Origin of the sequence: Pseudomonas sp. JS3066, assembly GCF_036328175.1 — a bacterium.
In the GTDB taxonomy this organism is placed as follows: domain Bacteria; phylum Pseudomonadota; class Gammaproteobacteria; order Pseudomonadales; family Pseudomonadaceae; genus Metapseudomonas.
Window position 1 is genome coordinate 2,038,704 of sequence record NZ_CP143312.1, and the last position, 26,739, is coordinate 2,065,442.

A 26,739-nucleotide genomic window follows, 5' to 3' on the forward strand; every position below is an offset into this window, starting at 1 on the left:
GAGGTTTTCTTCCATGACGCGGCCCGGCTATGGCGCGGTCACACCCGCGCAGAAGTTGTGACAGGAGCCACCGACCAGTCGGGGCGGGTAACCCTTCAGGCCGGTGGCGACGGGGAGTGGCGGCGAAGCCGCCTGATGACGCTCCTGAGTCTTGTGGACCCCTAGGCGCGAAACTGCTGCATCAGCCCCTGCTGATGGTTGGCCAGTTCGTTGAGCTGGCGACTGACCTGGGCCGACTGCTCGGCCTGGCCGGACAGCGATTCGGTCACGTCGCGGATGGCCTCGACGTTGCGATTGATCTCATCTGCGACGCTGCTTTGTTCTTCGGCGGCACTGGCGATCTGCAGGTTCATCTCGGTGATCAGGTTGACGGCGTCGCTGATGCGCTCCAACGCGGTCACTGCCTGCTGCACCTGGCTTACGTTCTCCTGGGCCAGGCCGTGGCTGCCCTGCATCGCTTGGGTTACGTCACGGGTGCCGTTCTGCAGGTTGTCGATCACCTGGCGGATCTCTTCCACGGAGTCCTGGGTGCGTCGCGCCAGGCTGCGCACCTCATCGGCCACCACGGCGAAACCGCGCCCGGCGTCACCGGCACGTGCCGCCTCGATGGCGGCATTCAAGGCGAGCAGGTTGGTCTGCCCGGCGATGGAGAGGATCACCTCCAGCACCGAGCCGATCTGCTCGCTGCTCTGGGCCAGCGTCTGGAGCTGAGCCATGGCCTCGCTCATGTCCCGCGCCTGGGCGTGAATGGCGCTGGTGGTGCGGGTGATCACCTCCAGGCCCTCACGGCTGGCCTGGTCGGCGTTGCGCGCGGCATCGGCGGCCTGGGCCGCGCTTTGTGCCGATGCATTGGCCGTGGCGGACATCTCGTGAAGGGCGGTGGCCACCTGGTCGATCTCGCGGAACTGCTGCTGCATGCCTTCGCTTGTCTGGCGGGCGATAAGTGCGGACTGGTCGGCGGTGTCGCGGGCGTCGCGAACCGAACCCTGGACCTTGGCGATCACCGGTTGCAGCTTGTCGAGGAAGCGATTGAAGGCGAGCGCCAGGCGACCCAATTCGTCACGCCGGGCGTAGGTCAGGCGGCGGGTGAGGTCACCTTCACCTTCAGCGATGTCCTCCAGCATGCCAGCCAGGCGCAGCAGCGGGCGGGTCACGCCGCGGGCGGCCAGCCAGATCATGGCGACCCCCAGCAGGGCTGCCACTGAGCCGAGGATGAACTCCAGCGCCGAGCTTTGCAGGCGCTCGTCATCCATCTGCACTTTCAGCGCTTCGGCGGGAGCCAGCAGCACCCGCTGCGGCACGCCCAGCAACACGCCCCACGGCTTGGCGCCGGCGATGGGGGAGAGGGGCTCGAGCACGCTGATCTGCCCCTTGTCGATGAACGCGTGGGGCTTGCTGCGGCCGAGGAAATCCAGGACTTCGGTGGCCTGGTCCGGCAGCACTGCCTGCAGACGCTTGCCGAGTTGGCTTGCATCCTCGCTATGGCCGGCAACCACGCCCAACGGGCTGACGATGCTGACGTGGCCGTTGCCCTCGTAGAGCTCGCGACTGCTGGCCGCTGCATCCAGTTGCAGGCTGTCGAGGCTGATGTCGAGACCGATCACGGCCAGCACCTTGCCATTCTCCAGCAACGGGAAAGCAATGCTGGTGACCAGTCTGCGGGCGCCCGAGGACTCGTCGAAGTACGGCTCCAGCAAGCACAGCTGCCCACTGTCGCGCGGGCAGGTGAAGAAAGCGTTGAAGGGTGCGCCGCTGGGGCCGGGGGAGGTATCCGCCAGCAGTTTCTCATCGCCCGGTACGGCTTGCAGCTCGCCCGGTTTCGCTTGCAGCCAGTACAACGCGAAGCGACCGGCATCGTTGCTGCCCAGCTCATTGCGGCCGTGGAATTCGGCGTCGCGACCATCCAGTGCATCGGGCTGGAAAATCAGGAACAGGCCGAGCAGCTCGGGGCGTTGCTCGACGGCCTTGCGCAGTTCACCGGCCAGTTCGGCGCGCAGCGTTTCTGCGCTGATCTCGCCACGGGTGGCACGCTCGCGCAGGTAAAGCAGGTGTCGCGCCAGGCCGAGGCCATATTCGTGGGTGCGGGTGAAGCTGCGCTGGATCTGCAGGGCCTGGACCTTGCCCTGGGCCTGCAGATTGAGGCGTGCCGCCTCGGCCAACATGCGCCCGCTGGAATCCTTGACCCGCTCGGTGCTGGCGCGAGTCTGGTAGAGCGACAGGCCGACCAGCAGCCCCACCACCAGGATCAGGCAGAGGCTCGCTAGCAGGGTGATCTTGCTTTGGATGCTGAGGCTGGGGCTGGTCATGGGCGCGGTCGCCTGGGGAAACCGGGGCGCTGCCGCCCCGGATTGGTTCAGAAGATGGTGACAAACACCAGTTGGCTGTAGAGGTTGCTGTCGTTGCCGCCGAGCTGAGTGCCGCCTTCGTCCGCGCTGCGGTCAGGCTTGTAGAGGCCGACCACCGGCATGACGATCAGGTTTTCAGTCACCGCCCATTCGGCGTAGAGGTCCACCTCGCGGCCATCGAAGTTGCCGAGGTCGCGGTCCAGGGTGTTGAAGTCGAACCACAGCGCGCCAAGGCTCAGGTTCTCCAGCGGCGTCACCTTGAAGGCAACGTGATGAACCTGGGTGTTGGAGTTGAACGGGCCGGCATAGTTACCCGCCACCTCGCCCTGGAACCAGGTGCCGTAGCCACGGCTGAAGCCGGTGAACAGTGGGTCGTAACCTTCCGAGAAGCGGCTGTAGCGGTAGTTCACGCTCGGGCTCCAGGCCACATCGGAGAAGGTCCAGCCGGCTTCCAGGTACCAGGCGTCCTCGTCGTCGACGTTCTTCTTGTCCTGCCAGGCGTACTCGCCGGAGAGGAACAGGTTCTCTACGCCGGCATTGCCCTGGCCGCGCACGCTGTAGGTCTTCATGCCGTCGCGTTCGGCCTGGAAGGGCGAGGCGAACTCTTCATCGATATCGCGGATATCGATGGCGGTCAGGCCCAGGGTACCGGCCTCGGATACGTGCTCCAGGTTGCCCACCAGCAGTTCGGGCTTGGCCTGGGCGCGGTTGTCGGACTTGAGCCACATCAGGTCGCCGCGCAGGCCATCCTTGCCGCCGAGACGCAGTATGGCGGTCTGGTCGAATGCCTTGCGTGCCGCCAGCCAGTACGCGCCGCCACGGTTGAATTCGCCGTCGGCAAGGCCCTTGCCGAGGTTGAGGGCATCGCCATTGATGAGGAAACCGTCGCCGATCATGATGTTCTGGCGGCCGAAGGAGAAGTCCACACCGTCTTCGCCCAGAGCCTCGAACAACAGGCCGGAGCGCCAGCCGAGATAGGCATCTTCGATCTTGGTGGTGCGCTCGGAGCCATCAGTGAAGCCAGCCGCGTCGCCGTCACCCCAGGTGCCGGAGCTGAGCATGTTGAAGGCGCCATAGCTGGTGCCGGCCCCTGCCAGACCCTGGTCGAAGCTGATGCCGTACTTGGCATAGCCCTCGCGCCAGGACGACGACCCCTCGCTCTTCGAGCCAGCGATGGCGTAGTTTTCCTGGCTGTGGAAGAAGCCGTACACGGCCTCCAGGGTGGCGTTCAGGTGAGTGTCTTCGTCGGCGTAGAGCTCATAGGCACCCGCCTGGGTAGCGGCACCCACCAGCAGCGCCAGGGTGGAAAGTCGGAACAGGTTTGACCGGGACATGGCAAGGCTTCCTTCTTCTTGGTATTGGCAGCGGAGCGTTTCTGCGACCGGATACTAAGGAGTTGCCGTGCACTGGCCTTGTGCCTGCTTGCCAAGGGCTTGAGGCTGCGTGCCAGAATCGGCGTGGACCGCCGGCGTGGCGCTTGTTGTGGGGGCGAATTCATTCGCCAAGGGCGGCGCAGCTGCCCCGCTGGCTTGGACTGGCGGACCTGCGGTCCGCTTGGCGATTGAAATCGCCCCTGCAGAAAGCGAATCGTCCGAGCAGGCAAAAAAAACCGGCCCTAAGGCCGGTCGTAAACTCACGCAGCGACTCGGTTCATGCAGCATCCGGGCGCTTCAGCACCAGGGTCAGGATGTCGTAGCTGGCCACCAGCTCGCCGTTCTGGTTGGTGACTTCCACATCCCACGCCACCACGCCTTGCGGCTCGCCCTTGGGGCTCTTCTTGCCCTGGTCGATCTTGCGCTTGCAGGTCAGGCGCGCCTGGATGGTGTCGCCGATGCCCACCGGGGTGATGAAGCGCAGGCTGTCCAAACCGTAGTTGGCCAGCACCGGGCCAGGGGCCGGGGAGACGAACAGGCCGGCGGCGGCGGAGAGCACGAAATAGCCGTGGGCGATGCGCTTGCCGAACTGGGATTCCTTGGCGGCCAGCTCGTCGAAGTGCATGTAGAAGTGGTCGCCCGACAGGCAGCCGAAGTTGACGATGTCGGCTTCGGTGACGGTGCGACGGTGGGTCAGCAGGGATTCGCCGATTTGCAGTTCATCGAAGTAGCGACGGAACGGGTGTACTTCGGTTTCGACCACCTTGGCGCCACGTACGTATTCGCCGGTGACGGCGGCCAGCATGGTGGGCGAACCCTGGACGGCGGCGCGTTGCAGGTAGTGCTTCACTGCGCGCAGGCCGCCCAGTTCCTCGCCACCACCGGCGCGGCCGGGACCGCCGTGCTTGAGCACCGGCAGCGGCGAACCGTGGCCGGTGGATTCGGCGGCGGATTCGCGGTCGAGGATGTGCAGGCGACCGTGCAAGGCGGCGGCTTGCGGCACCACGCGGGCCGCGACGAGTGGGTCCTTGGTGACCAGGCTGGCCACCAGGCTGCCCTTGCCACGGGCGGCCAGGGCGATGGCTTCGTCGATGTCGTCGTAGGCCATCAGGGTGCTCACCGGGCCGAACGCCTCGATGTCGTGGGCGCCGCCTTCGGCGTGCGGATCACGAGCGCGCAGCAGGGTGGGCGCGAAGAAGGCGCCTTCGTTCACGCCTTCACCGCGCGGGGCGAAGCCGTCGCGGGCACCGAACAGCAAGTCGCTGCTGGCCAGCAGGGCGTCCAGGCGCTCGGCCACGTCGGCCTGCTGGGCATGGGACGCCAGCGCGCCCATCTTCACGCCCTCTACGGCGGGGTCGCCGATCACGACCTTGGACAGACGCTCGCGCAGACGCTCGGCTACGGCGTCGATGTGCTTGGCGGGGACGATGGCACGGCGAATGGCGGTGCACTTCTGGCCAGCCTTCACCGTCATCTCGCGGGCGACTTCCTTGACGAAGAGGTCGAACTCCGGATCGTCAGGGGTGATTTCCGGAGCGAGGATGGCGCAGTTGAGCGAGTCCGCTTCGGCATTGAAGGGGATGGAGTTGCGAATCAGGTTGGCATTCACGCGCAGCTTGGCGGCGGTGTCGGCCGAGCCGGTGAAGGTCACCACGTCCTGGCCTTGCAGGCGGTCCAGCAAGTCGCCGGTGCTGCCAATGATCAGCTGCAGGCTGCCTTCGGGAAGCAAGCCGGATTCATTCATCAGGCGCACGGCGGCTTCGGTCAGGTAGCTGGTGGCGGTAGCGGGTTTGACGATGCAGGGCATGCCGGCGAGGAAGCTCGGGGCGAACTTCTCCAGCATTCCCCAGATCGGGAAGTTGAATGCGTTGATGTGCACGGCCAGGCCGCCGCGCGGCACCAGGATGTGGGTGCCGGCGAAGGTGCCCTGCTTGCCCAGCGGCATTGCCGGGCCTTCATGGACGATGTTGCCGGACGGCAGTTCGCGAGCGCCGACACCGGCGTAGCTGAACAGGGTGGAGGCCCCACCCTCGATGTCGATCCAGCTGTCGGCACGGGTAGCGCCGCTGTGGCGCGACAGCGCGTAGAGCTGTTCCTTGTGCTCGGTCAGGTACAGCGCCAGGGCCTTGAGGCGCGCCGCGCGCTGTTGGAAATCGAGGGCCATGAGGCTGGCGATACCGCGTTTGCGGCCATGTTCGATGGCTTCGGAGAAGTCCAGGGATTCCTCGTGGGCGCGGGCGATCGTGCTGCCGTCGATGGCACTGCGCAGTGCCTGGGCGCCTTGCTGGCCGATCCAGCGACCGCCGATGAAGCTTTGCAGCGTGGGGGCGTTACTCATGAGGATTTCTCCGTGAGGGGGACGGAGCGATGGGCTCCGATGTGGGTTTCGTTTGCAGGAGCGAGCTTGCTCGCGAATCGCAGCTATCCGCGAGCAAGCTCGCTCCTACGGTTTCGGGTGCCTTACCAGAGGGCCAGGGTGTAGCCGAGGATCAGGCGGTTTTCATCGATATCGGTGGTCAGGCCATTGCCGGACCTGAAGGTGACATTGCGCCAGCGCAGGCTGAGGCCCTTCGCAGGGCCGCTCTGGATGACGTAGGCGAGGTCGCTGTCGCGTTCCCATTCCTCACCGTCGTCGCCGGTCGCGGTCTTGACGTTGCTGCCGTCGACATAGCGGGTCATGAACGTCAGCCCCGGGATGCCGAGAGCGGCGAAGTCGTAGTCGTAACGCAGTTGCCAGGCATCTTCCTCGGCGCGGGTGAAGGTGTTGAAGGTCACCAGGTTGACCACATACGGGTCGCCGCCATTGAGGAAGGGGAAGGCGCTGTCGCCGGACATGCGCTGGAAGGCTGCACTGATCCGGTGGGCGCCCTTGCCCAGGCTGAACATGCCATTGAAGTTGCGGTTGTCGATTTCACCGGCGCGCTCTACGCCATCGCCGCGGCTGTCGAAGTAGCGGATGTCGCTCTTCAGGTTGACGCCGCCTGGCAATGGCATGGTGTGCACCAGGCCGACGAACTGCTGGCGATAGATATCGTCCAGCAGGCCGTAGTAGTAGCTGAGCGCCAGTTGCGGGTTGATGGCGTAGCTGCCGCCGGCGAAGTCGAAGGCGTCGCTGGTGGCGGCACCAAAGCCGATGTCGTCGCGGCCGGAGGAGTCGCGCAGGTTGGTACGGGTCAGGCGGCCGCTGTTGAAGGTCAGGCCGGCCAGCTCCTGGCTGGTCAGCATGCCGCCCTGGAAGGTGGAGGAAAGCAGGCGGGTGTCGTTATAGGTGGCCACCGGCAGCAGCGGCTGCAGGGTGCCCAGGCGCAACACGCTTTTCGAAGCGCGCAGCTTGGCGGTCAGACCCAGCTCGCTGTAATCATCCACCGGCTCTTTCGTTACCGGGTCGAACGGCAGCAAGCCAGTGCCGCGTCGGTCGCGGCTGGAATCCAGTTTCACACCCAGTTCGCCGATGGCATCGAGGCCGACGCCGACCGTGCCCTCGGTGAAGCCGGATTCGAGGCGCGCGGTAAAGCCCTGGCTCCATTCTTCGGCCTTGGACTGTGCGGCACCGTCCTGGCGGAAGTCGCGATTGATGTAGTGGTTGCGCAGCTCCAGGCTGCCCTTGCTGTCTTCGATGAAACCCGCCAGCGCCGAGGTGGCAAAGGGCAGGGTGAGCGCCGCAAGGAGCGGCGCAGTGGTACGGCTTTGGGTCATTGTTCTTGTATCCATCGTCCGGTTGTTCAGGGCTCAGTGGCGGCTGGCGGCGGCTGCGCCGATACCGGTCATGGAGCGGATGAACTGGGCCAGGTAACGACCACGTTCTTCCTTGGCGCGCTCGGAGGCATCGGTCACCGAGAGCAGCCAGGCACTGAAGAAGGCCAGGCCCATGGAGAACAGCGCCGGGTTGGAATACGGGAACAACGCCTTGTCGTGATGCAGCACGTTGACCCAGACAGCGGGGCTCAGCACCAGCAGGACGATGGCGGACATCAGGCCAGCCACGCTGCCGGCAACGGCGCCACGGGTGGTCAGGCCTTTCCAGAACATGGAGAGGAACAGCACCGGGAAGTTGACCGAGGCGGCGATGGCCAGCACCAGGCCGGAGAGGAAGGCGATGTTCTGCGATTCGAACAGCAGGCCGAGGATTACCGCCAGAACGCCAATGCAGAGGGTGGCGATGCGCGACACGCGCATTTCTTCACGCTCGCTGGCCTTGCCCTTGCGGATAACGCAGGCGTACAGGTCGTGGGAAACCGCCGAGGCGCCGGAAAGGGCCAGTCCGGCAACCACCGCCAGGATGGTGGCGAAGCCCACGGCGGAGATGAAGCCGAGGAACAGGCTGCCGCCGACGGCGTGGGACAGGTGCACGGCTACCATGTTGCCGCCGCCGATTATGGTGCCAGCTGCGTCGCGGAACTCGGGATTTGTACCGACCATGACGATGGAACCGAAGCCGACCACGATCAGCAGCAGGTAGAAGTAGCCGATGAAACCGGTGGCGTAGAACACCGATTTGCGGGCTTCCTTGGCGTCGCTCACTGTGAAGAAGCGCATCAGGATGTGCGGCAGGCCGGCGGTGCCGAACATCATGCCCAGCCCCAGGGAAATGGCGTCGATGGGGTTCGACAGCAACCCGCCCGGCGCCATGATGGCCGTGCCCTTGGCATGGACCGAGGCGGCGGCGGAGAACATGGCTTCGGTGCTGAAGCCGAAGTGCTTGAGCACCATGAAGGCCATGAAGGTGGTGCCGGAGAGCAGCAACACGGCCTTGATGATCTGAACCCAGGTGGTGGCCAGCATGCCGCCGAAGGTCACGTAGCAGACCATCAGCACGCCCACCAGCATCACTGCCTGGGAGTACGAAAGACCGAACAGCAACTCGATCAGCTTGCCGGCGCCGACCATCTGCGCCACCAGGTACATCAGCGCCACGGTCAGGGTGCCGAAGGCTGCGGTGATGCGAATCGGGCTTTGCTCAAGGCGATAGGACACCACGTCGGCGAAGGTGTACTTACCGAGGTTGCGCAGGCGTTCGGCGATCAGGAACAGGATGATCGGCCATCCGGCGAGCACGCCCAGGGCGTACAACAGGCCGTCGTAGCCGTTCATGAACATCATGGCGGAGATGCCGAGGAACGATGCCGCGCTGATCATGTCGCCAGCGATGGCCAGGCCGTTCTGGAAACCGGTGAGGCCGCCTCCGGCGGTGTAGAAGTCGGCGGCCGAGCGGGTGCGCAGGGCGGCCCAGCGGGTGATGCCGAGAGTGAAGAGCACGAACGCCAGGAACATGTAGATGGCGTTCCAGTTCAGCGGGCGGGCTGCGGCGTCGGCTGCAAAGGCGCCTTGGGAGGCCGCGAGGCCGGCAATGAGCAGCAGGGAGGCGAGCGCTTTCATTGGCCGCACTCCTGCTTGAGCTTGTCGTTCAGCGGGTCGAGGACGCTGTTGGTGCGCTTCACATAGATGCCTGTGAGCGCGAAGGAAAGCAGAATGATGACCACGCCCACCAGCATACCCACGCTGGTAACGCCGCCATTGAGGGACTGGCCGAGCACGCCGGGTGCGAAGGCCACCAGCAGCACGAAGCCGTAGTAGATCACCAGCATGGCAGCGGTCAGGGACCAGGTCAGGCGCTGCTTGCGGCGGACCAGCTGGATGAAGTCCGGGTTCTCCCGGATGCGATCGAGGTCTTGCGGGGTCATGGTTGCTTTCTCTTTTTGTGATTGTCGAGGCGCCCATTCAACGGCCGACGGCAAGGCTGCTTGTGTTGAACGGGGTAACGCGGGTGCTGCCTTTCTAGTTTTTTTGTAGGAGCCAGCTTGCTGGCGAACGGTTTCTGCCAAACAGCTTCGCGAGCAAGCTCGCTCCTACGGGTGTTGCTTACAGCTGGTCGAAGTCGAGGACTACTTTTTCGCTGATCGGGAAGGTCTGGCAGGACAACACGTAACCAGCGGCCACTTCGTAGTCCTCCAGGGCGAAGTTGCTGTCCATCTCCACCTCACCCTCGACCACCTTGCACTTGCAGGTGGAGCACACGCCGGCCTTGCAGGAGTAGGGCAGTTCCATACCCTGGGCGTTGCCGGCGTCGAGCACGCTGACGCTGTTGCGCGACAGTTCGAAGGTCATTTCACGGCCATCGGCGATGACGGTGACCTGGCTGACAGCACTGTCGGTGGTGCGGGCGGCTTCACGGGCTTCGCGTTTGGCGTTGCTGCCAGCAGCGGCGAACAGCTCGAAGTGGATGCGCTCGGTGGGCATGCCGTTGGCCTTGAGCTGGTCACGCACCGTCTCGGTCATGGCCTGGGGGCCGCAGATGAAGGCAGCATCCAGGGCCTTGACGTCGATCCAGCGGGAGAACAGCTGGCCGCATTTGTCGGCGTCGATCCTGCCGTTGTAGAGGTCCACGTCCTGCTGCTCGCGGCTGAACACGAAGATCAGGTTGAGACGCTGCAGGTAGCTGTTCTTCAGGTCTTCCAGCTGCTCGCGGAACAGAGCGGAAGCGCTGGAACGGTTGCCGTAGATCAGCGTGAAGCGGCTGTTCGGCTCGCTTTCCAGGGTGGTCTTGATGATCGACAGGATCGGCGTGATGCCGCTGCCGGCCGCCACTGCCAGGTAGTTGCCGTGGCGCGCGGCCTCCAGCTCGACGAAGAAGTGGCCGGAGGGCGGCATCACTTCCAGGCTGTGGCCGGCTTTCAGGCTTTCATTGGCAAAGGCGGAGAAACGGCCGCCGGCCACACGCTTGATCGCCACCCGCAGCTCGCCGTCGTTGACGCCAGTGCAAATGGAGTAGGAACGGCGCACTTCCTCGCCGTCCATCTGGGTGCGCATCACCAGATGCTGGCCCTGGGTGAAGCGGAACGCCTCGGTCAGGTCGGCGGGAATATCGAAGGCGATGGAGACCGCATCGCGGGTTTCCGGGCGGACTTCTTTGATCGTCAGGCTGTGGAACTTGCTCATCTTGGTCGTCTCCGGTGGCAAGCCACTCAGATGCACTTGAAATAGTCGAAGGGCTCGCGGCAATCGATGCAGCGATACAAGGCCTTGCACGCGGTGGAGCCGAACTGGCTGAGCAACTCGGTGTGGGCGCTATCGCACTGCGGGCAGCAGACATCACCGGCGTCGCCCATCAGGCTGCGCTTGCTGGTGCTGCCGGCCGGTGGCGCAATGCCATAGGCACGCAGGCGCTCGCGGCCGTCAGTGCTTATCCAGTCGGTGGTCCAGGCAGGCGTCAGGCGACGCTCCAGCTTCGGTGCGGAAAAACCGGCACCTTCCAGAGCCTGCTCGATGTCCTGCTCGATCACCTCGGTTGCAGGGCAGCCGGAGTAGGTCGGGGTGACGACCACATGCAGGTGGCCGTCCTGCCAGTCGAGGCCGCGGACGATGCCGAGGTCGACCACGCTGACCACCGGCACTTCCGGGTCCATCACCTCGCCCAGTACCGACCAGGCGTGCGCCAGATCATCTGGCGCGCCGGCCCTGGCACCACGGTCGCTGGCGATCAGCTCACCAGGACGCATCGGGGTAGGTCCGCTGGAGTATTTGCATTTCTGCCAGCAGCAGGCCGAGGTGCTCGGTGTGCAGGCCCTTGCGACCGGACAGGTAGAAATAGCTGGCCGGCTCCGGCAGGGGCAGGGTGGCGCTGGCGAAGATGTCGGCAACCTTGGACTTCCAGGCTGCGGCGATCTCAGCCGGGTTCGGCGCGATACCAGCCTCGAACAGGCGCTGCTCCACGTCGTCGCCGTTCACCAGTTCGACGGTGAAGCGCCAGATGTCACCGATGGCCGCCAGCATGCGCTCGTGGCTTTCCTCGGTGCCGTCGCCCAGGCGTTCGACCCATTCGCTGGAGCGGCGCAGGTGATAGGTGACTTCCTTCAGTGCCTTGGCGGCGATGCCGGCGACCCGCTCGTCGCTGGACTGCGAGAGGCCATGCAGGACCTGGAAGTGCCAGGCGTCATAGAAGAACTGCTTGGTGATGGTCACGGCATAGTCGCCGTTTGGCTGTTCCACCAGCAGCAGGTTGCGGTAGGCGCGCTCGTCGCGGCGGAAGGCCAGGTGGTCGGCGTCACGGCCGTCGTCCAGCAGCTCCGCAGCGTAATCCAGCCAGTTGCGAGCCTGGCCCACCAGGTCAAGGCCGACGTTCATCAGCGCCAGCTCTTCTTCCAGTGCCGGGGCGTGGCCGCACCATTCGCACAGGCGCTGGCCCTGGATCAGGGCGCTGTCGCCGAGGCGCAGCAGGTATTGGATGAGGTCTTCGCGTTCGGTCATGGCAGCGGCCTCACATGTGGCCGACTTCGGCCGGCAGTTCGTAGAAGCTGGCGTGGCGGTAGACCTTGTCCTGGGACGGGTCGAACAGCGGCTCTTTCTCGTCCGGCGAGGAGGCGGTGATCAGCGCGGACGGCACCACCCAGAGGCTCACGCCTTCGTTGCGGCGGGTGTACAGCTCGCGGGCGTTCTCGATGGCCATGCGCGCATCGGCGGCATGCACGCTGCCGACGTGTTTGTGGTTCAGGCCGTGCTTGCTGCGCACGAAGACTTCAAAAAGGGTCCACTCGGACATTTGTTCTTCTCCTCGAGACGACTCAGGCTGCGTCGCGTTTCTGTTGTTGTTTGCGGGCGTGGGCAACTGCGGCTTCGCGGACCCAGGCGCCGTCTTCTATGGCCTTGCGGCGGGTGGCGACGCGTTCGACGTTGCACGGGCCATTACCCTTGAGCACTTCGTAGAACTCTTCCCACTGGATGTCGCCAAAGTCGTAGTGACCGCGTTCCTCGTTCCACTTCAGGTGCGGGTCCGGGGCGGTGCAGCCGAGCAGTTCCAGTTGCGGCACGGTCTGGTCGATGAAGCGCTGGCGCAGCTCGTCGTTGCTCTGGCGCTTGATCTTCCAGGCCATGGACTGGGCGCTGTTGGGGGAGTCGGCGTCGCTCGGGCCGAACATCATCAGCGACGGCCACCAGAGGCGGTTGATGGCGTCCTGGACCATGTCCTTCTGGGCCTGGGTGCCGTGACGCATCATGTGCAGGAGGATTTCGTAGCCCTGGCGCTGGTGGAAGGACTCTTCCTTGCAGATGCGGATCATGGCGCGTGAGTAGGGGCCGTAAGAGGTCCGCTGCAGCACCACCTGGTTGACGATGGCGGCGCCATCCACCAGCCAGCCCACGGCGCCCATATCGGCCCAGCTCAGGGTCGGGTAATTGAAGATGCTGGAGTACTTGGCCTTGCCGCTGTGCAGCTTGGCGATTTCCGCGTCGCGGTCGGCACCCAGGGTTTCCATGGCGCTGTACAGGTAGAGGCCGTGGCCGGCTTCGTCCTGGATCTTGGCCATCAGTTGCAGCTTGCGCTTCAGGGTCGGGGCGCGCGTCACCCAGTTGCCTTCGGGCAGCATGCCGACTATCTCGGAGTGGGCGTGCTGGGAAATCTGGCGGATCAGGGTCTGCCGGTAAGCGTCCGGCATCCAGTTCTTCGCCTCGATCTTGATCTCCGCGTCGATCTTCTCCTGGAAGGCGCGTTCTTCGGGGGACATCTCCTCCAGCGCTTTCACGCGCTTCACGCCGGTCTCAACCAATTGTGCGTACATGCCGTTCTCCAGCCATGCAGGGTTCGTGGGGTGGCTTGGCCATGGCGCTATTTTTAAATGATACGAAAACAAATATCAAACACTAAAACGTGTATCGAATATGGTTTTTGTATCGCTTCGCGGAAGGACAAGGGTGGGCTTCAGGCATAAGCCGCCTGGCAGCGATGCGTTATCTGTGGGGGCGAGTTCATTCGCGATAGGTCAGTGATAATGGGCTGGAGTCCCATTCCAGAGCGCGTGCGGCCGATAATCGCGAATGAATTCGCTCCCACAAGGACGAGGTGCGATCCTGTATCAAGTGATGTGATACAGGAAGGATCTAGCTGTTGGTTGTAATGTGATTGGTTGTTGCGCCGGGCGACAATCGAGAGGGTCGTCTAGAGTTTCAGGCGACGAACGGAGGAGGGTGGAACATGGGATGTCCGCAGGTGTGCAGCGGTGCGACGCTGCAATGCAGTTTTGGCGTGGCGCCGACGGTGCTGAATGTTCTGCCGGTGAACCGGACTATGACGGGCGGAATGCCGGCGGCGAACATCACGGATCACATCCCGCTGGTGAACATCCCTACCTTCGGTATGTGTCAGAGCCTGGCCAATCCCACCGTGGCCGCCGCCACCGCCGCCGCTCTTGGCGTATTGACCCCGATGCCCTGCATACCGGCCACGGCGGCGCCCTGGATTCCGGGCGGCGCACCGACCGTGCTGCTGGGCAACATGCCGGCGCTGGATGCCAACAGCACGCTGATGTGTAGCTGGGCGGGGGTGATCAAGATCCAGATGCCTGGCCAGGTGCAGATGCTGATTCCCTAAGCCGGCGCGAGCCCGGTTCGCGAGCAAGCTCGCTCCTACAGGCTGTGGCAGGTGCATGTAGGAGCCGGCTTGCCGGCGAATGGTCGGCCTGGTTCGCGAGCAAGCTCGCTCCTACAGGCTGTGGCAGGTGCATGTAGGAGCCGGCTTGCCGGCGAATGGTCGGCCCGGTTCGCGAGCAAGCTCGCTCCTACAGGCTGTGGCAGGTGCATGTAGGAGCCGGCTGGCCGGCGAATGGCTGGTCTGGTTCGCGAGCAAGCTCGCTCCTACAGGCTGTGGCAGGTGCATGTAGGAGCCGGCTTGCCGGCGAATGGCTGGACCGGTTCGCGAGCAAGCTCGCTCTTACAGGGATGGGCGTCAGGCTTCGGCGGGTTCGGTCCAGCGCTTCCACCACCAGAGCAGCCGCGATATGGGCTTGCCATCGGCGTCCAGCGGCCGGCCGTCTTCGGCGAAGGATTGACCCGGTTCCAGCATCTGGCCTTTCAGGTAGCGACTACGCAGGGCCACTTGGCCATTACCGTGGAAGCGCTGGTAAGGACCGTCGCGTACGCCATCGCGATACTGTTCGATCTCCGCAACGCTGCCATCCGGGTAATAGCTAGTGGCTTCGCCATGCATCAGCCCGTGGCGATAGCTCACCTTGCGTTGCAGCCAGCCTTCTGGCGCATGGAAGGTCGCCACGCCATGCAGCTTGCCGCGCAGGTAGGGCATCTGCGCCGAAACCCTGCCGTTGGGGTGGAAGAGGGTGCTCGGGCCGTTCAGCTCGCCCTGGCTGTAGCCGAGCTGCGCCTGGGGGCGACCGGCCTCCTCGATACGCACTGGCCCTTCCAGGCCACCGTCCTGCAGATTGCCCTGCATACGGCTGTCGCCACGGATGAGGTCGAGCTTGCCGGATTGCGCCATGCTCAGTTCACCTTCACCAGACCGCCTTTGATGGTCAGCATGCCGCCGCCGTCTACCGTCTGCTCGGCGCTGGCCTTGTTGGTCAGGCTGATGCCGGCGTCGTTGGTCAAGGTCGTGCCGGCCTTGTTGTCCAACGACGTGCCCGCCTGGTTGGTCAGGGACGTGCCGGCCTTCTGGGTGATGGAGGTCCCGGCCTGTGCGGCGAGGTCGGCATCGCTCTTGATGGTCAGGCTGCCGCCGCTCTGCAAGGTGAGCGTGCCGCTGACCTTGATGGTCAGGTTGCCGTCTACCGTAAGTTCGTAGTTGCCAGTCACCTTGTGGCTGTAATTGCCGCCTGTGCTGTGGGTCTGGTCGGCACCAACCTTCACAGTGCGACTGTCCTTCACATCCAGGGTGTCGCTACCGGTCTGGATGGTGACGCTGCGCTTGCCCTTCTCCAGGGTGATGGTCTCGTCGCCTTCCTTCACCGTCCGGGTGCGGGCGTTCTGCACCGTGAGGGTTTCGTCATGGCCGATGGTGGCTTTGCTGTCGTTGAGCACATTCACCTTCATGTCCTTCTGCGCCTGGAGGAACACCTCCTCGGCATCCTTCTTGTCTTCGAAGCGCAATTCGTTGAAACCGCCGCCGCCCTTGGAGGAGTTGGTCTTGATGCCGGACTGGGTCTGGTTGTCCGGCAGGGCATAGGGAAGGGTGTTGTCGCCGTTGTAGACGCAGCCGGTCACCAGTGGGCGGTCCGGGTCGCCATCGATGAAAGTGACGATCACTTCCTGCCCGATACGCGGGATGAACTGCATGCCGAAGCCCTTGCCACTCCAGGGCAGCACCACCCGCACCCAGCAGGAAGAGGTTTCATCATTCTTGCCATCGCGGTCCCAGGGGAACTGGATCTTGATGCGGCCATACTGGTCGGTCCAGATTTCCTCGCCGCTCTTGCCCACCACCACCGCCGTCTGCGTATGCATCCGCGGCTTGGGCGTGGCACGCGGGGGGCGGTAGTGGTTGGCCTTGGGAATGGCTTCGAAGCGATTGCGGTAATGCTCGTGGCTGGCCTCGTGGGTCACCGAAGTCACCACCCAGTCGATGTTGAGCGACGTATCGTCGTGCCCGCTCAAGGTGAACCAGTGTCCCGGCACCAGCCAGCGGCAGTCGCTCTCGCCGATGAAGCGCTTCTCCTGGCTACGCAGCTCATCCACCCGCTGCTTGGACAGCGCGTCGCCTCGGGCCTTGGCGGTATAGCCGCCCGGATGTTCGTAAATCGATCGCGGTCCTGCCACCGCTTCGGCCTGGCTATAGAGCGAAGTCGTGGGGGTGGTGAACTCGTAGTCGGTGGCGCTGTAGATCCCGGCCACCGCTTGCAGGCATAGCTGCCCGGAGCGCACTCCATGCAGTTCGCGCACGCCGATCCCCTGGCCCAGATAGGGCACGGTCGGCCCGTTGGGTATCTGCGCAAAGGCGTCGTTGCTGTCACCGAGCACCAGGGTGTGTTTGCCGTCCTCGTGGGTGAAGAACCAGAAGATGCCTTCCTCCTCCAGTAGCCGCGAGACGAAGGCGAAATCGGTTTCGCCGTACTGCACGCAATACTCGCGCGGGCTGTAACTGCCGCTGAGGGACAGCTTGAAATCGGTGAAACCGTGGGCCGTGAAGATGCCGGTGACGATGTCGCTGGTGGTCTTGTTCTGGAACACACGATTATTGCTGGCCAGGGTCAACCACCAGAGCCAGGGGCGCAGCACCAGTTGGTATCGCTCGGCGGTGGCGTCGGCGGGGAGCTGGTGGATTTCAGCCACCAGGGCGTCGAGGGGGCGTTGCTTGGCGTCGATGTGGAGGGTGGTGGTGAGGTGGGTGGCGATGGTGCTGGAAAGGGTTACAGGGGTGGCGCTGTGACCGAACAGTGTCAGGCCGAAAAAGTCCTGCAGATTCTCTGAGCCTGAACAGAGATCAGCCGTGAAATTGTCGATCCCTCCGACCGTAATTGTGAAATCCATTTAGTGGCCGTGTTCTCGTCAGGTGAGGGAAAACTGCGCCCATACCGGCGCGTGGTCCGATGTGTAGTGCTTGATGGACTTTATCTCCTGGGTCGTACTGATAGTCATGTCCAGAGCGTTCTGTACCGTCGTCAGCAGGTTATCCCCACCAGCGGACTGCAGTGTCAGGCCGTGATAGAAAATGGCGTCATAGGGATTGTCAGTGCCGGTAGGCTTGACCCTCAGGCTGGTTTCATTGGTGACCGCCAGATTGAATTCCGGCTGCAAGATGGTGAATACATCGTGGGTGTTCATGTTGAAGTCGCCGCAGAGTACCGTCGGAAACTCTTGAACATGGGCAAGTTGCTTTATGTAGCCAATTTCCTTGTCGCTCATTTCGCTCGGGTTGGGTGCGTGGTAGACCATCACGGCGACGATGTTCTCTGTGCCGTTCTCCCCGAACAGCATCATGGCCGGCACACGGTTCTTGAACGGCAGGATCTTCTGCTGTGCATTGGTGTTGGTAAGTGATGGCTCACTCAAGGGCACTGCCCGGTCGGAACGCCATAGAAACGCATACAGTTCACCCTTGTTGCTTTCCTTGTATGCATTCCCGCCAGACAAGCTGTACTGCCACTGCTCTCCCAGGATTTCCTTCAACTGAGCAATCGCAAGCGCTCCCTGACTATCGTCATAGGACTCGCCGAATATCGGGCTCTTTACGGACGGACGTACTTCAAGGACGGTCAGGATGTCGATGTTCCGGCTCGAAACGATTTCCGCTATCTGAACCATGCGAGCCAGTTGCTCGGACTTGTCCTTTTGGGGGTTGTAGTTAAATTGCTTGATGTTCCAACTCATGATGTTCATGTAGGTCAGCCCCGGCGGATCATCGGCTTTTTCTGTCAGTTATAAATAACGGGCAGGTTCTGGTAGGTGCTCTGATTGCCGATTTCGATTGGCCAGACCGTTGTTCGTTGTACGCGTACTTTTCTCGTGACGCCTGCGAAAAGCACCTCGGCATACAGCTCGACTTTCAGGGTGGGATATGACTGCTGGAGAAGCTTCAGATGGCCGATGACGTCGATGACCATCCACTTCTGGCAGGTTGGGCATACCTGTTGATCAACCCAGATCTTTATCTGATATGTCTGGTTCGGAAAATTTCCGATGGTTTGTTGGATATGCGCACGGATTCGTGAGGGCCATGCGGCTTTCCATGCCAGGCGCTCAGCATGTTGGTTCAGTGCAACTATTCCACCTGCGCCTGAAGCACTGGCACTGCCGTGCGGCCCGCTCCAGCCTCCGGAGCGCCGATTGCCATCGGCCTGGCCACTCCATTTTGCATAGACTTCTGCGTTCGCCATCTGAATGTTCCTTCTTTGTAGTCGTGCGCAGGCACTTGCTTGGCTTCGGGGCGTTCCGGCCGCAGCTTCTTATGGCAGGGCCTGGTTCAGGGCCGCGAACTGCGCGAAGTTGCCAGCGCTATGGGCAGCGACCATGGCCTGCGTATTGGCGTACAGGTACCAGACGTTCACATTGGTGATGTTGGCCGCGCACCAGTTGGCACAGCCGTTGTGGCCACCACAAGGAGGGAGTTCGACGAACAGATGCGGCACGTATCCACCAGCAAGATTCCCGGCGGCATGCGCCTGTCTTTCTGCATGGTGTTGGGGATTGAACAGACCGCCGACATTGATTGCGTCCGCGTCCAGGAGATGTGCCTGACTTTGCCCGAATCGGTAATCGGGAGCGCCCCACGGCCCCGGGGCGGTCAATCTGACGCTTGCGCAGCAGGACCCGTTTCCGACGCCATTTCCCGGTCCCCTGATGCTCTGGAACTGCAGAATGCAGGCCGTTGCAAGTTCCCGGACGATATCTCGATGGGCTGTCCCCACGGCGGCACTTACATGTGCGACTGGCATATATCACCTCCTGATTCAGACCGTCATTCCAACACCCACTCCGCCAATTTCCCCGTCACCTGCGCCATCAGTACGTTCTCGATATCCCGCGCTCCCGCCGAGCTGCACTTGGCGAGTACCGCCTTGACGATGGCCGGGTCGAAGTCGAACTGCTTGCCGGTGGCGGCCTTGTAGCGACCCTGAAGTTTCTCCAGCTTGGCAACGACGATGCCTTCCAGGGTCGCCTCGTCCAGCGGGCGGTACGGCACCACGGTCATGCGGGCGAGGAAGGCGGGGCGGAAGGCTTGCAGCAGGACCTTGCGCAGGCGTTCGTTGAAAGCGTCGCCCGCGAGCTGGTCGAGCGGGGTGTCGAGGACCAGTTCGGCACCGACGTTGCTGGTGGCGAGCATCACGGTGTTCTTGAAGTCCACCACCAGGCCGGTTCCGTCTTCCATCACGCCCTTGTCGAAGACGTTGTAGAAGGCTTCCAGCACATCCGGGTGAGCCTTTTCGATCTCGTCCAGCAACACCACCGAGTAAGGTCGGCGGCGCACGGCTTCGGTCAGTACGCCGCCGGAGCCGTAGCCGACGTAGCCGGGCGGGGCGCCCTTGAGCTGGCTGACGGTGTGGGCTTCCTGATACTCGGAGAGGTTGATGCTGATGAGGTTGCGCTCACCGCCGTAGAGGGCATCGGCCAGGGCGTAGGCGGTCTCGGTCTTGCCGACGCCGGTGGGGCCCACCAGCAGGAACACGCCCACCGGTTTGGCCGGGTCGGTAAGGCCGGCTCGGTAGGCCTGGATGCGTTGGGCAATGGTGGCGAGGGCAGCTTCCTGGCCCATGACCCGTTGCGCCATGCGCTGGCCCAAGGTACGCACGGCGTGGGCTTCGTCGGCGAGCATCTTGCCGATAGGGATGCCGGTCCAGCCGGCGATGACCGAAGCCACGGTCTTGGAATCGACTTGCTCCGGCACCAGCGGGTCGTCCTGGCGAATGGCATCGAGGCCAGCTTCCAGGCGCGCCAGTTCGGCGGCCAGGTGGTCGATACGGTCATCCAATTCTTCGTTGGGCTTGCTGGTGTCGACGCTGTCGCTGAGGGCGAGCAGTTCCCGGCGGGCGTCCAGCAATTCGCGCACGGCTTCACGTTCCTCGCCCCAGCGGGTTTCCAGCTCGCGGATGGCGACGAGGTTGCCGCGCGATTCAGTTTCCAGTGCGGTAATGCGCTCGCGGTGGTCGAGGCCGGTGGCCTGTTCGCGACGCAGGCGTTGCAGCTCTTCTTCCAGGGATTGCTCACGGTGGCGCAGGCTTTCCAGCGGCGGAGGCACATCGTGCTGGCCGAGGGCGACGCGGGCGCAGGCGGTGTCGAGCACGCTGATGGCCTTGTCCGGCAGCTGTCGACCCGAGATGTAGCGATGGGAAAGCTTCACTGCGTCGTGAATGGCGGCATCCAGTACCTGCACGCCGTGGTGCTGTTCCAGCTTGGCGGCGACTCCCCGGAGCATTTCCACGGCCGTGGTCTCGTCCGGCTCTTCCACTTGCACCAATTGGAAGCGTCGGGCCAGGGCCGGGTCCTTCTCGAAGTACTTCTTGTACTCCAGCCAGGTGGTGGCGGCCAGGGTGCGCAGTTCCCCACGGGCCAGGGCCGGCTTGAGCAGGTTGGCGGCGTCGCTCTGGCCTTCGGCGGCGCCGGCGCCAATCAGGGTATGGGCCTCGTCGATGAACAGGATGACTGGCTTGTCAGCATTGCGTACACCGTCGATCACACCTTTCAGGCGCTGTTCGAACTCGCCTTTGACGCCAGCGCCAGCTTGCAGCAGGCCGAGGTCGAGCACCCGCAGGCTGACGTCCTGCAAGGGTGGCGGCACGTCGCCGGCGGCAATGCGCAGGGCCAGCCCTTCGACGACAGCCGTCTTGCCCACGCCGGGGGCGCCCACGAGGATCGGGTTGTTCTGCCGGCGGCGCAGGAGAATGTCGATGCTCTGGCGGATCTCGCTGTCGCGTCCGACGATGGGATCGATGCGCCCGGCATGGGCATCGGCGGTGAGGTCCTGGGTGTACTGGTCGAGGATGGAGTCCTGGGCGCCTGGCTGGGCGGGCTTTCCCTTGGCGGCCTGGGCGGCGGCGGGTTGCTCGCGGGAGGGCTGGGTCCATTCCAGCAGGTTGCTGCGCAAGGCTTCGCGCGGAATACGCAGCAGTGACGAGGCACTGTTGAGCAGCAGGGTGCGGCGTTCGTCGCGGTCGAGCAGGGCGAGCAGGAGCAGGCCGGAGCGGATGCTCTGTTGGCCCAGCACGCTGGCATGCACCACGGCATCCTCGAGCACGCCGATGGTCTGCGCGGAGAGCGCCGGGGTGCGGGTATTGCCGGCCTTGAACAGTTCCAGCGCCTGGTTGATCTCCGAGGCGAGCGTGTCGCGCTCCAGGCCGAAACGCGGCAGCAGGCAGGCCAGGTCGCCACCTTCGATATCCAGCAGCTCCAGCAGCAGGTGCTCGATTTCCACGTAGTGGTGGGTACGTTGCAGGCAGCGCTGTGCAGCCCGTTCCAGGGCCCGGCGACTTTCCGCGTTGAGGCGTCCGATCAGGCTGCCGAGTTCCATGGTCAGGTCACCTCCGAGTGGCGCAATCGAGTGTCGATCCGTTGCAGCGTTTCGCCGTGCAACTGCAGGCCTCCACTCCAGCGCAGGCGGGGCGATTGGGTGCGGTCCAGGCACAGCGGCGCACCGGGACGGACCAGCAGGCGCAGGCTGCAGTCCAGGTCTGGGCCGAAGTAGAGCGCGGCCAGGCTTGCAAGCTGTACGTGGTCGGCGCCGGCGGGAAGAAAGTCGCGTGCACGGTCGCTGGACAGCGGGCCGAGGATCAGGCGGATACCGGCGTGTTCATCCCATACACGGGTGCCAGCGATGGCATCGCGGCCCAGGCGGAGGTTGCGGGCGCCGCGTTGCAAGCGGCTGCAGCTGGCCGGTGGGATTTCGCGCCAGCCCCCTTGGTAGGCCTCGTAGCGCACCGCGACGTTGAACTGGTGACGCACCAGTGCGGCAAAACCGGCCAGAGAGCGACGGCCGCCAGCGAACAACGCGGTGCGTGCGGTCACGGCCGCGTCCGGCAGGGTCAGGCGATTCTGCAGGGCACCGGGTAGCAGGCCGCAGAGGGCCAGCAACTGGTCCTGTGCTGGCGAGTCTTCGGGCGCGCGAAAGCCCAGCGCCAGGCGATGTTTGCCGAGCGCGCGGTACAACAGGCTGAGCAGGCGATGCTGGAACAGGTCGAGGAATTCCGCCGGGGCGTGATCCTTCTCTTTGGCGCGCTGTTGCAACCACTCCTGGTAGGCGTAGGGCAGGGGGCCGTCGGGGCCTCCGAGGCCGAACACGGGAGTGGTAAGGGTCGGTGGCTGGCCGGGCTGTTCTTCCAGCTTCTCGACCTGGCTGGCCGCGAAGGTCGGGGTCAGCGGGCCGCGCAGGCGCAAGGCTTCACCCTGGGGGGCGCTGCCCTGGCCAAGGGGGTCTGCACCAGGCCGTTCGCGCTCCAGCAGCAGGAGTGCCTGCAGGAGCTCGAACGCCTGCGGCGCTTCGCGCAGGCGCCGGCTCAGAGGGAGAGGGGCATGCCGGCCTGGGGTCGCCACGTCCTGACCTCCTTGTCGCCATCGACCAGCACGGTTCGCACGAAGCGGTTCGCGGTCGCGTAAAGGGAAAAGAATTGCGCGAGTACGGCGGAGAAGAGCACGGCGCTGGCGCCGGCGAAGTGTTGGGGATCGAGGCTGAGGCGCACTTCCAGCCCATTGCGCCACCCGCGCCAGGCATCGTCGCCGATCCTGGCGACTACCCGCTCGCACGTCAGTCGGGTGATGCCTTCGATCTGCCGGCGGACGCCACTTTCGTCGCGCAGGTTGTGCAGGTTGAGCATCTCCTGCAGGGCTTCCAGGGCCTGCGGGCCTTCCACCAGGGACAGGTGGTTGAGCGTGAGCTGCGAGACCATTCGCCAGCGCGATTCGCCGGACAGGCGCGGCAGGCTCTGCGGGGTGGGCGGGTTGCGCAGGCTGGCGCGGGCGACCGGGCCGGGGCGCTCGAAGCCCAGGCGCGTGCCAGCCGGCAGATTCTCCGCCAGGTGCCGATTGGTGCAGAGCAGCTCGGCGGTCAGGCTGTACTCGGGGGCGTCCTGTAATGGATCGAAACGGGTGTCCACCAGGCTCAGCAAAAGGTCGGTGCCCAGGCGATTGGGGGTCATGCCTTGTACCCGGCGGGCATGCCAATAGAGGCGGGCACCGGGAACGCTCGCACCATGGGCATGGCCATAGTAGGCCGGTACTGGAATCACGCCGCGCGGCGATGCAGCCCGCATGGCGCGGACGCTGTGGATCTCCACGCTGCTTTCGCGGTGGGCATCGGCGATCAGGCGATACTCGCTGCGGGTGCCGTCCGGTCGGAGCGGCTCGGAGGTGCGCGGGAACAGGTTGATGACGGGCGCACAACCCAGGCGCAAGTCGTGCTGCTGCAGGTGCAGGCGGCCCGCCGGAGCGCGGTCGAAGGCGATCAACAGCACGCAATCGCGCCCGCCCGTGCTGGGCGGCTGGATCGGGATATCGAAGAACGCGAACTTGTCCGGGAAGGTGAAGTACTCGGCCAGGAGGCGCAGGGCAGGATGCTGGCCATCTTCCTCGGGCAGTAACGCCTGGTCGTCGGCAAAGCCCACCAGCTGAGGCTCGCCGGGGCAGGGCAGCAATGGCACGCCCGGTACGCCGCAATGGATGCCGAGGGTGTGGGCGCCGAGCAGGTCGTAGAGCGCGGCGTTGGTCACCGGCGAGGCGGCGAGATGCAGGCGCAATTGGCGGATGGGCAGTTGCGCCCAATCGAACTCGCCCAGGCAGTGCAGTTCCAGGCGCAGTGCCGCGCGTGCCTCGGGGCGTCCGGTCAGGGCAACTGCCTCGTCGCCATCCAGCAGCGTCGCACCGCCGATGCGCACGGGCCAGAGCATCGCCTCTGCCGTGGTGCGCAGGTGCACGCTGGCGCCCTGGCTGGTGGTGACGAACAGCGGCGTGTCGCGTGGCATCCGGAAGCCTTCGGCCAGGCTACCCTGGGTCGGGTCCGGCTCGAACTGGACGATGGCGCAGGAGGGCAAGGGGCGCAGGGCCAACGGGTAGAGCTGTTCCAGCAGGGCATCGCTGAACTCTGCGTAGTCGTCGTCGAGGCGCCGTTGCAGGCGCGCGGTCAGTAGCGAGAAGCCTTCCAGCAACCGTTCCACATGTGGGTCCGGGCATTCGCCGGGAGACAATTCGAGGCGGCGGGCAACCTTGGGATAGCGTGCGGCGAAACTGGCGCCGGCGTGGCGCAGCCAGGTGAGTTCGCGCTGGTAGTAGTCCAGCAGCTCCGGGTCAATCGAGTCGCTCATGGCTTACCTCGAGGCCCTCGTCGTTGTTGTCGATGACAAACACCGCCGGCCAGCTGCGCTGACCACTGCGCAGACTGCCACCCAGGCGAAGACGCAGGCGCTGGGGTTGGCCGGGGACCGGTTCGGCTTCCACTTCGGTCAGTTGCAGGCGCGGTTCGAAGTGCTGAACGGCGGCACGGATTTCCCGTACCAGTTGCCGCCGGTCATCGCTGCGGCGTGCCTGGAGTGCACTCCAGTCGCCGATGCCATAGTCGAGGATGGTCAGTGGTTGCGCGCTCCTGGCGCTGGCGCGGCGGGTGTTGAGCAGCCGCGCCAGTTCCTGGCGGACGGATTCCGCCATGGCCTCGCGGTCGAAGGCCTGCGCCTCGTCCGCCTGGGCGGCAAGACGCTCGAACAGTGGCGGCAGCAGGCCGGCTTCCGACATGGCCGGGCGTCGTTACTTGACCACCTTGTTGGCCGCCAGGTCCCAGGTGGAAGCGGCGGTGCCTTCCTTGGTGCCGTCGTCCTTCTGCGCAGTGAGCTCCCATTTGATCTTGGTGAAGTTCAGCGACAGGGTTTCCACCGGCTTGCCACCGGCACCACCGCTCACGCTGACGTTGGACAGCACCACGTTATCCAGGGTGTAGACGATGAAGGGGAGGACCTTGCCATCACCTTCGGCGGCGTTGCGGCCGATGGTGATCTTCGCCGTGGTGATGGGTTTTCCGGCGCAGCAGTATTCGTTCAGCGACGGGGTGGAGGTGTCGATGAACTTGGTGACGGTGAACTCACCAATGTGCGGGCGGCCGGAAGTGCGTTCTGAGTTGCTGACGTCGTTGGTGACCTGCATGGCCACGTTGTGGCTGTAGGACATCAGTTCGATCTTGTCGGAATAGCCCTCGAGCAGACTGTCGCCTTTGATGTCGTCGCCGAGGTCGAGAATGATCGCATCCATCGATTGGAACTCCTGAATCTGGAAAATCCGAAAGAAAGGGTGGTGCCCGCCCGCCGGACTGGCCGGCGGGCGGCACGGGTCAGGCGGCTACCGGCGGCGGCAGGCTGGCCACAAGACGGATCGAGGCGGTCAGTTCCTCCAGCTGGAAGTGCGGGCGAAGGAATACGGTCGCCCGGTACGCGCCCGGCTTGCCGGCCACTTCCGAAACGTCCACCCGTGCTTCGCGCAGCGGGTACTGGGCCTTGATCTCCTGGGGGGCGTTGTCGTTGATCAGTACGTAGTCGGCGATCCAGTTGTTCAGGTAGGTCTGAACGTTGTCGCGGGTCATGAAGCTGCCCACTTTGTCGCGCATGATCACCTTCAGGTAATGGGCGAAACGCGAGGCCGCGAGCACGTACGGCAGCATCGCCGAGATGCGCGCGTTGGCGTTGGCTTCGTTGGTGTTGTACGCCTTGGCCTTGTTGGTGGTCTGGCCACCGAAGAACACCGCGAGATCGCTGTTCTTCTTGTGGCAGAGGGCAATGAAGCCGAGGTCGTTGAGTTCCTTCTCGCGGCGGTCGGTGATCGCCACCTCGGTCGGGCACTTCAGCGACAGATCGCCGGAGCTGGTGCGGAAGGTATGGGCCGGTAGACCTTCCACCGCACCGCCGCCTTCGGCGCCACGGATCGCTGCGCACCAGCCGTACTTGGCAAACGCCTCGGTGATGCGCTGGGCCAGGGCCCAGGCAGCGTTGCCCCACAGGTACCTGGAATGGTCGGTGCCGTTGACGTCTTCGACGTAGTTCATGCCTTCCACCGGCAGGGTGTCCGGGCCATAGGGCAGGCGCAGGAGGAAGTGCGGCAGCACCAGGGAAACGTAGCGCGAGTCCTCGCTCTCGCGGAAGCTGCGCCACTTGATCAGCTCCTGGCTCTCGAAGATTTTCGCCAGATCACGGGGTACGGCCAGTTCGGTGAAGCTGTTCATGTCGAACAGTTTCGGGTTGGCAGCCGCGATGAAGGGCGCGTGAGCGGCGGCGGCGACATTGGAAAGCTTCTCCAGCAGGGCCACGTCCTGGGGATGCCGACCGAAGCTGTAATCGCCCACCAGCAGGCTGAAGGGATGGCCGCCGAAGGTGCCGTATTCCTCTTCGTAGATCTTCTTGAACAGCGCGCTCTGGTCGAACTCGACGGCCTTTTCCAGGTCGGTCTGCAGGTCTTTCTGGCTGACGTTGAGCAGGCGCAGTTTCAGGCGGGAGCTGGTTTCGGTGTTCTGCACCAGCAGGTGCAGGCCACGCCAGGACGCTTCCAGTTTCTGCAGCTCGGGGTGGTGCAGGACTTCGTTGAGCTGGGCGCTGATCAGTTCGTCGATCTGACTGATGCGATCGTTGATCATGGCCACGGTGTCCTTGTCGATGGCCATGCCTTCGTCGAGAACCTGGGTGGCGAATTCCGCGAGCATGTCGCGGGCGTAATCCTGCTGGCTGTCATCGTGGGCCATGCGGCCCTCGGCGACGATTCGGTCGAGCAGAGTCAGGGTCTGCGTGGTGCTCTCGCTGTTCGCACCGGCTTCTGTTGCCATGAGCGATTCCTCCTGGAAGTCGGGCTAT

23 protein-coding genes and 1 pseudogene are annotated in these 26,739 nt (G+C 64.2%); 1 reads left to right on the forward strand and 23 read right to left on the reverse strand.

Going from position 1 to position 26,739, the window contains the following annotated elements; genetic code table 11:
• Window positions 1-161: 161 nt before the first annotated feature.
• From SA496_RS29145 to paaA, 12 genes and pseudogenes are all read right to left on the reverse strand, one after another.
• Window positions 162-917, reverse strand: a complete 756-nt coding sequence (locus tag SA496_RS29145; protein ID WP_372240549.1) for a methyl-accepting chemotaxis protein — start codon at window positions 915-917, stop codon at window positions 162-164.
• A 102-nt stretch (window positions 918-1,019) separates the two neighbouring features.
• Window positions 1,020-2,306: pseudogene (locus tag SA496_RS29150) on the reverse strand (HAMP domain-containing protein); the annotation flags it as partial.
• Between the two features lie 47 nt (window positions 2,307-2,353).
• The gene (locus SA496_RS09550) at window positions 2,354-3,679 is read right to left on the reverse strand and encodes a hypothetical protein (RefSeq protein WP_330115327.1); all 1,326 of its coding nucleotides are present in this window, start codon (window positions 3,677-3,679) and stop codon (window positions 2,354-2,356) included.
• A 316-nt stretch (window positions 3,680-3,995) separates the two neighbouring features.
• Window positions 3,996-6,056: a phenylacetic acid degradation bifunctional protein PaaZ gene (gene paaZ, locus SA496_RS09555; RefSeq protein WP_330115328.1), complete on the reverse strand. Its 2,061-nt coding sequence runs from the start codon at window positions 6,054-6,056 to the stop codon at window positions 3,996-3,998.
• Window positions 6,057-6,178: 122 nt separating this feature from the next.
• A complete protein-coding gene (locus SA496_RS09560) occupies window positions 6,179-7,414 on the reverse strand; it encodes an OprD family porin (protein ID WP_330115329.1) in 1,236 nt (411 codons plus the stop codon).
• Window positions 7,415-7,447: 33 nt separating this feature from the next.
• The gene (locus SA496_RS09565; RefSeq protein ID WP_280359738.1) at window positions 7,448-9,094 is read right to left on the reverse strand and encodes a cation acetate symporter; all 1,647 of its coding nucleotides are present in this window, start codon (window positions 9,092-9,094) and stop codon (window positions 7,448-7,450) included.
• Window positions 9,091-9,399 (reverse strand): DUF485 domain-containing protein, encoded by a 309-nt coding sequence (locus tag SA496_RS09570; RefSeq protein ID WP_120651440.1) that lies wholly within the window; start codon window positions 9,397-9,399, stop codon window positions 9,091-9,093. The genes SA496_RS09565 and SA496_RS09570 overlap by 4 nt, the downstream gene beginning before the upstream one ends.
• A 178-nt stretch (window positions 9,400-9,577) precedes the next feature.
• Window positions 9,578-10,654: a 1,2-phenylacetyl-CoA epoxidase subunit PaaE gene (gene paaE / locus SA496_RS09575; RefSeq protein ID WP_330115330.1), complete on the reverse strand. Its 1,077-nt coding sequence runs from the start codon at window positions 10,652-10,654 to the stop codon at window positions 9,578-9,580.
• Window positions 10,655-10,680: 26 nt separating this feature from the next.
• Window positions 10,681-11,214 (reverse strand): 1,2-phenylacetyl-CoA epoxidase subunit PaaD, encoded by a 534-nt coding sequence (gene paaD, locus SA496_RS09580; RefSeq protein WP_330115331.1) that lies wholly within the window; start codon window positions 11,212-11,214, stop codon window positions 10,681-10,683.
• Entirely contained in the window at window positions 11,201-11,962 is a 762-nt protein-coding gene (paaC, locus tag SA496_RS09585; RefSeq protein ID WP_330115332.1) for a 1,2-phenylacetyl-CoA epoxidase subunit PaaC, read from the reverse strand. Before paaC ends, paaD begins: the two co-directional genes overlap by 14 nt.
• 10 nt (window positions 11,963-11,972) lie before the next feature.
• Entirely contained in the window at window positions 11,973-12,254 is a 282-nt protein-coding gene (paaB, locus tag SA496_RS09590) for a 1,2-phenylacetyl-CoA epoxidase subunit PaaB (RefSeq protein ID WP_016493150.1), read from the reverse strand.
• Window positions 12,255-12,276: 22 nt separating this feature from the next.
• Window positions 12,277-13,269, reverse strand: a complete 993-nt coding sequence (gene paaA, locus SA496_RS09595) for a 1,2-phenylacetyl-CoA epoxidase subunit PaaA (RefSeq protein WP_120651436.1) — start codon at window positions 13,267-13,269, stop codon at window positions 12,277-12,279.
• A gap of 413 nt (window positions 13,270-13,682) precedes the next feature.
• Between paaA and SA496_RS09600 the strand changes: the two genes are divergently transcribed.
• Entirely contained in the window at window positions 13,683-14,078 is a 396-nt protein-coding gene (locus tag SA496_RS09600) for a DUF4280 domain-containing protein (protein ID WP_330115333.1), read from the forward strand.
• A gap of 354 nt (window positions 14,079-14,432) precedes the next feature.
• Here the strand turns inward: SA496_RS09600 and SA496_RS09605 are convergent, their stop codons facing one another.
• The 11 genes from SA496_RS09605 to tssC form a co-directional block, all read right to left on the reverse strand.
• Entirely contained in the window at window positions 14,433-14,978 is a 546-nt protein-coding gene (locus SA496_RS09605) for a toxin-antitoxin system YwqK family antitoxin (protein ID WP_120651434.1), read from the reverse strand.
• Window positions 14,979-14,980: 2 nt separating this feature from the next.
• Window positions 14,981-16,963: a type VI secretion system Vgr family protein gene (tssI, locus tag SA496_RS09610; RefSeq protein WP_330115334.1), complete on the reverse strand. Its 1,983-nt coding sequence runs from the start codon at window positions 16,961-16,963 to the stop codon at window positions 14,981-14,983.
• 18 nt (window positions 16,964-16,981) lie between these two features.
• Window positions 16,982-17,812, reverse strand: coding sequence for an endonuclease/exonuclease/phosphatase family protein (locus tag SA496_RS09615; protein WP_120651432.1), 831 nt, complete (start codon window positions 17,810-17,812; stop codon window positions 16,982-16,984).
• Between the two features lie 35 nt (window positions 17,813-17,847).
• On the reverse strand, window positions 17,848-18,309 hold the full coding sequence (locus SA496_RS09620) for a hypothetical protein (protein ID WP_120651431.1): 462 nt from the start codon (window positions 18,307-18,309) through the stop codon (window positions 17,848-17,850).
• Window positions 18,310-18,378: 69 nt separating this feature from the next.
• Window positions 18,379-18,561 carry a hypothetical protein gene (locus SA496_RS09625; protein WP_120651430.1) on the reverse strand — a complete coding sequence of 61 codons (183 nt, stop codon included), beginning with the start codon at window positions 18,559-18,561 and terminating at the stop codon, window positions 18,379-18,381.
• A 329-nt stretch (window positions 18,562-18,890) separates the two neighbouring features.
• Window positions 18,891-21,437 carry a type VI secretion system ATPase TssH gene (gene tssH / locus SA496_RS09630; RefSeq protein ID WP_120651429.1) on the reverse strand — a complete coding sequence of 849 codons (2,547 nt, stop codon included), beginning with the start codon at window positions 21,435-21,437 and terminating at the stop codon, window positions 18,891-18,893.
• Window positions 21,438-21,439: 2 nt separating this feature from the next.
• Window positions 21,440-22,456, reverse strand: a complete 1,017-nt coding sequence (tssG, locus tag SA496_RS09635) for a type VI secretion system baseplate subunit TssG (RefSeq protein WP_120651428.1) — start codon at window positions 22,454-22,456, stop codon at window positions 21,440-21,442.
• Window positions 22,420-24,219: a type VI secretion system baseplate subunit TssF gene (gene tssF, locus SA496_RS09640; RefSeq protein WP_330115335.1), complete on the reverse strand. Its 1,800-nt coding sequence runs from the start codon at window positions 24,217-24,219 to the stop codon at window positions 22,420-22,422. Before tssF ends, tssG begins: the two co-directional genes overlap by 37 nt.
• Window positions 24,203-24,643, reverse strand: coding sequence for a type VI secretion system baseplate subunit TssE (gene tssE / locus SA496_RS09645; protein ID WP_120651426.1), 441 nt, complete (start codon window positions 24,641-24,643; stop codon window positions 24,203-24,205). The genes tssF and tssE overlap by 17 nt, the downstream gene beginning before the upstream one ends.
• Window positions 24,644-24,655: 12 nt before the next feature.
• The gene (locus SA496_RS09650; RefSeq protein ID WP_120651425.1) at window positions 24,656-25,153 is read right to left on the reverse strand and encodes an Hcp family type VI secretion system effector; all 498 of its coding nucleotides are present in this window, start codon (window positions 25,151-25,153) and stop codon (window positions 24,656-24,658) included.
• A 79-nt stretch (window positions 25,154-25,232) separates the two neighbouring features.
• Window positions 25,233-26,711 carry a type VI secretion system contractile sheath large subunit gene (gene tssC / locus SA496_RS09655; RefSeq protein ID WP_120651424.1) on the reverse strand — a complete coding sequence of 493 codons (1,479 nt, stop codon included), beginning with the start codon at window positions 26,709-26,711 and terminating at the stop codon, window positions 25,233-25,235.
• Window positions 26,712-26,739 lie beyond the last annotated feature (28 nt).

Bases quoted from the DNA above. Each gene is read 5' to 3' on its own strand.
- SA496_RS29145 (WP_372240549.1), bottom strand. From the start codon at position 917: ATGCAGCAGCAGTTCCGCGAGATCGACCAGGTGGCCACCGCCCTTCAC.
- paaB (WP_016493150.1), bottom strand. From the start codon at position 12,254: ATGTCCGAGTGGACCCTTTTTGAAGTCTTCGTGCGCAGCAAGCACGGC.
- tssI (WP_330115334.1), bottom strand. From the start codon at position 16,963: ATGGATTTCACAATTACGGTCGGAGGGATCGACAATTTCACGGCTGAT.
- paaC (WP_330115332.1), bottom strand. From the start codon at position 11,962: ATGACCGAACGCGAAGACCTCATCCAATACCTGCTGCGCCTCGGCGAC.
- tssE (WP_120651426.1), bottom strand. From the start codon at position 24,643: ATGTCGGAAGCCGGCCTGCTGCCGCCACTGTTCGAGCGTCTTGCCGCC.
- paaD (WP_330115331.1), bottom strand. From the start codon at position 11,214: ATGCGTCCTGGTGAGCTGATCGCCAGCGACCGTGGTGCCAGGGCCGGC.
- SA496_RS09605 (WP_120651434.1), bottom strand. From the start codon at position 14,978: ATGGCGCAATCCGGCAAGCTCGACCTCATCCGTGGCGACAGCCGTATG.
- tssC (WP_120651424.1), bottom strand. From the start codon at position 26,711: ATGGCAACAGAAGCCGGTGCGAACAGCGAGAGCACCACGCAGACCCTG.
- paaA (WP_120651436.1), bottom strand. From the start codon at position 13,269: ATGTACGCACAATTGGTTGAGACCGGCGTGAAGCGCGTGAAAGCGCTG.
- tssF (WP_330115335.1), bottom strand. From the start codon at position 24,219: ATGAGCGACTCGATTGACCCGGAGCTGCTGGACTACTACCAGCGCGAA.
- SA496_RS09550 (WP_330115327.1), bottom strand. From the start codon at position 3,679: ATGTCCCGGTCAAACCTGTTCCGACTTTCCACCCTGGCGCTGCTGGTG.
- SA496_RS09565 (WP_280359738.1), bottom strand. From the start codon at position 9,094: ATGAAAGCGCTCGCCTCCCTGCTGCTCATTGCCGGCCTCGCGGCCTCC.
- SA496_RS09650 (WP_120651425.1), bottom strand. From the start codon at position 25,153: ATGGATGCGATCATTCTCGACCTCGGCGACGACATCAAAGGCGACAGT.
- tssH (WP_120651429.1), bottom strand. From the start codon at position 21,437: ATGGAACTCGGCAGCCTGATCGGACGCCTCAACGCGGAAAGTCGCCGG.
- SA496_RS09570 (WP_120651440.1), bottom strand. From the start codon at position 9,399: ATGACCCCGCAAGACCTCGATCGCATCCGGGAGAACCCGGACTTCATC.
- SA496_RS09600 (WP_330115333.1), top strand. From the start codon at position 13,683: ATGGGATGTCCGCAGGTGTGCAGCGGTGCGACGCTGCAATGCAGTTTT.
- SA496_RS09615 (WP_120651432.1), bottom strand. From the start codon at position 17,812: ATGAACATCATGAGTTGGAACATCAAGCAATTTAACTACAACCCCCAA.
- paaZ (WP_330115328.1), bottom strand. From the start codon at position 6,056: ATGAGTAACGCCCCCACGCTGCAAAGCTTCATCGGCGGTCGCTGGATC.
- SA496_RS09620 (WP_120651431.1), bottom strand. From the start codon at position 18,309: ATGGCGAACGCAGAAGTCTATGCAAAATGGAGTGGCCAGGCCGATGGC.
- SA496_RS09560 (WP_330115329.1), bottom strand. From the start codon at position 7,414: ATGACCCAAAGCCGTACCACTGCGCCGCTCCTTGCGGCGCTCACCCTG.
- paaE (WP_330115330.1), bottom strand. From the start codon at position 10,654: ATGAGCAAGTTCCACAGCCTGACGATCAAAGAAGTCCGCCCGGAAACC.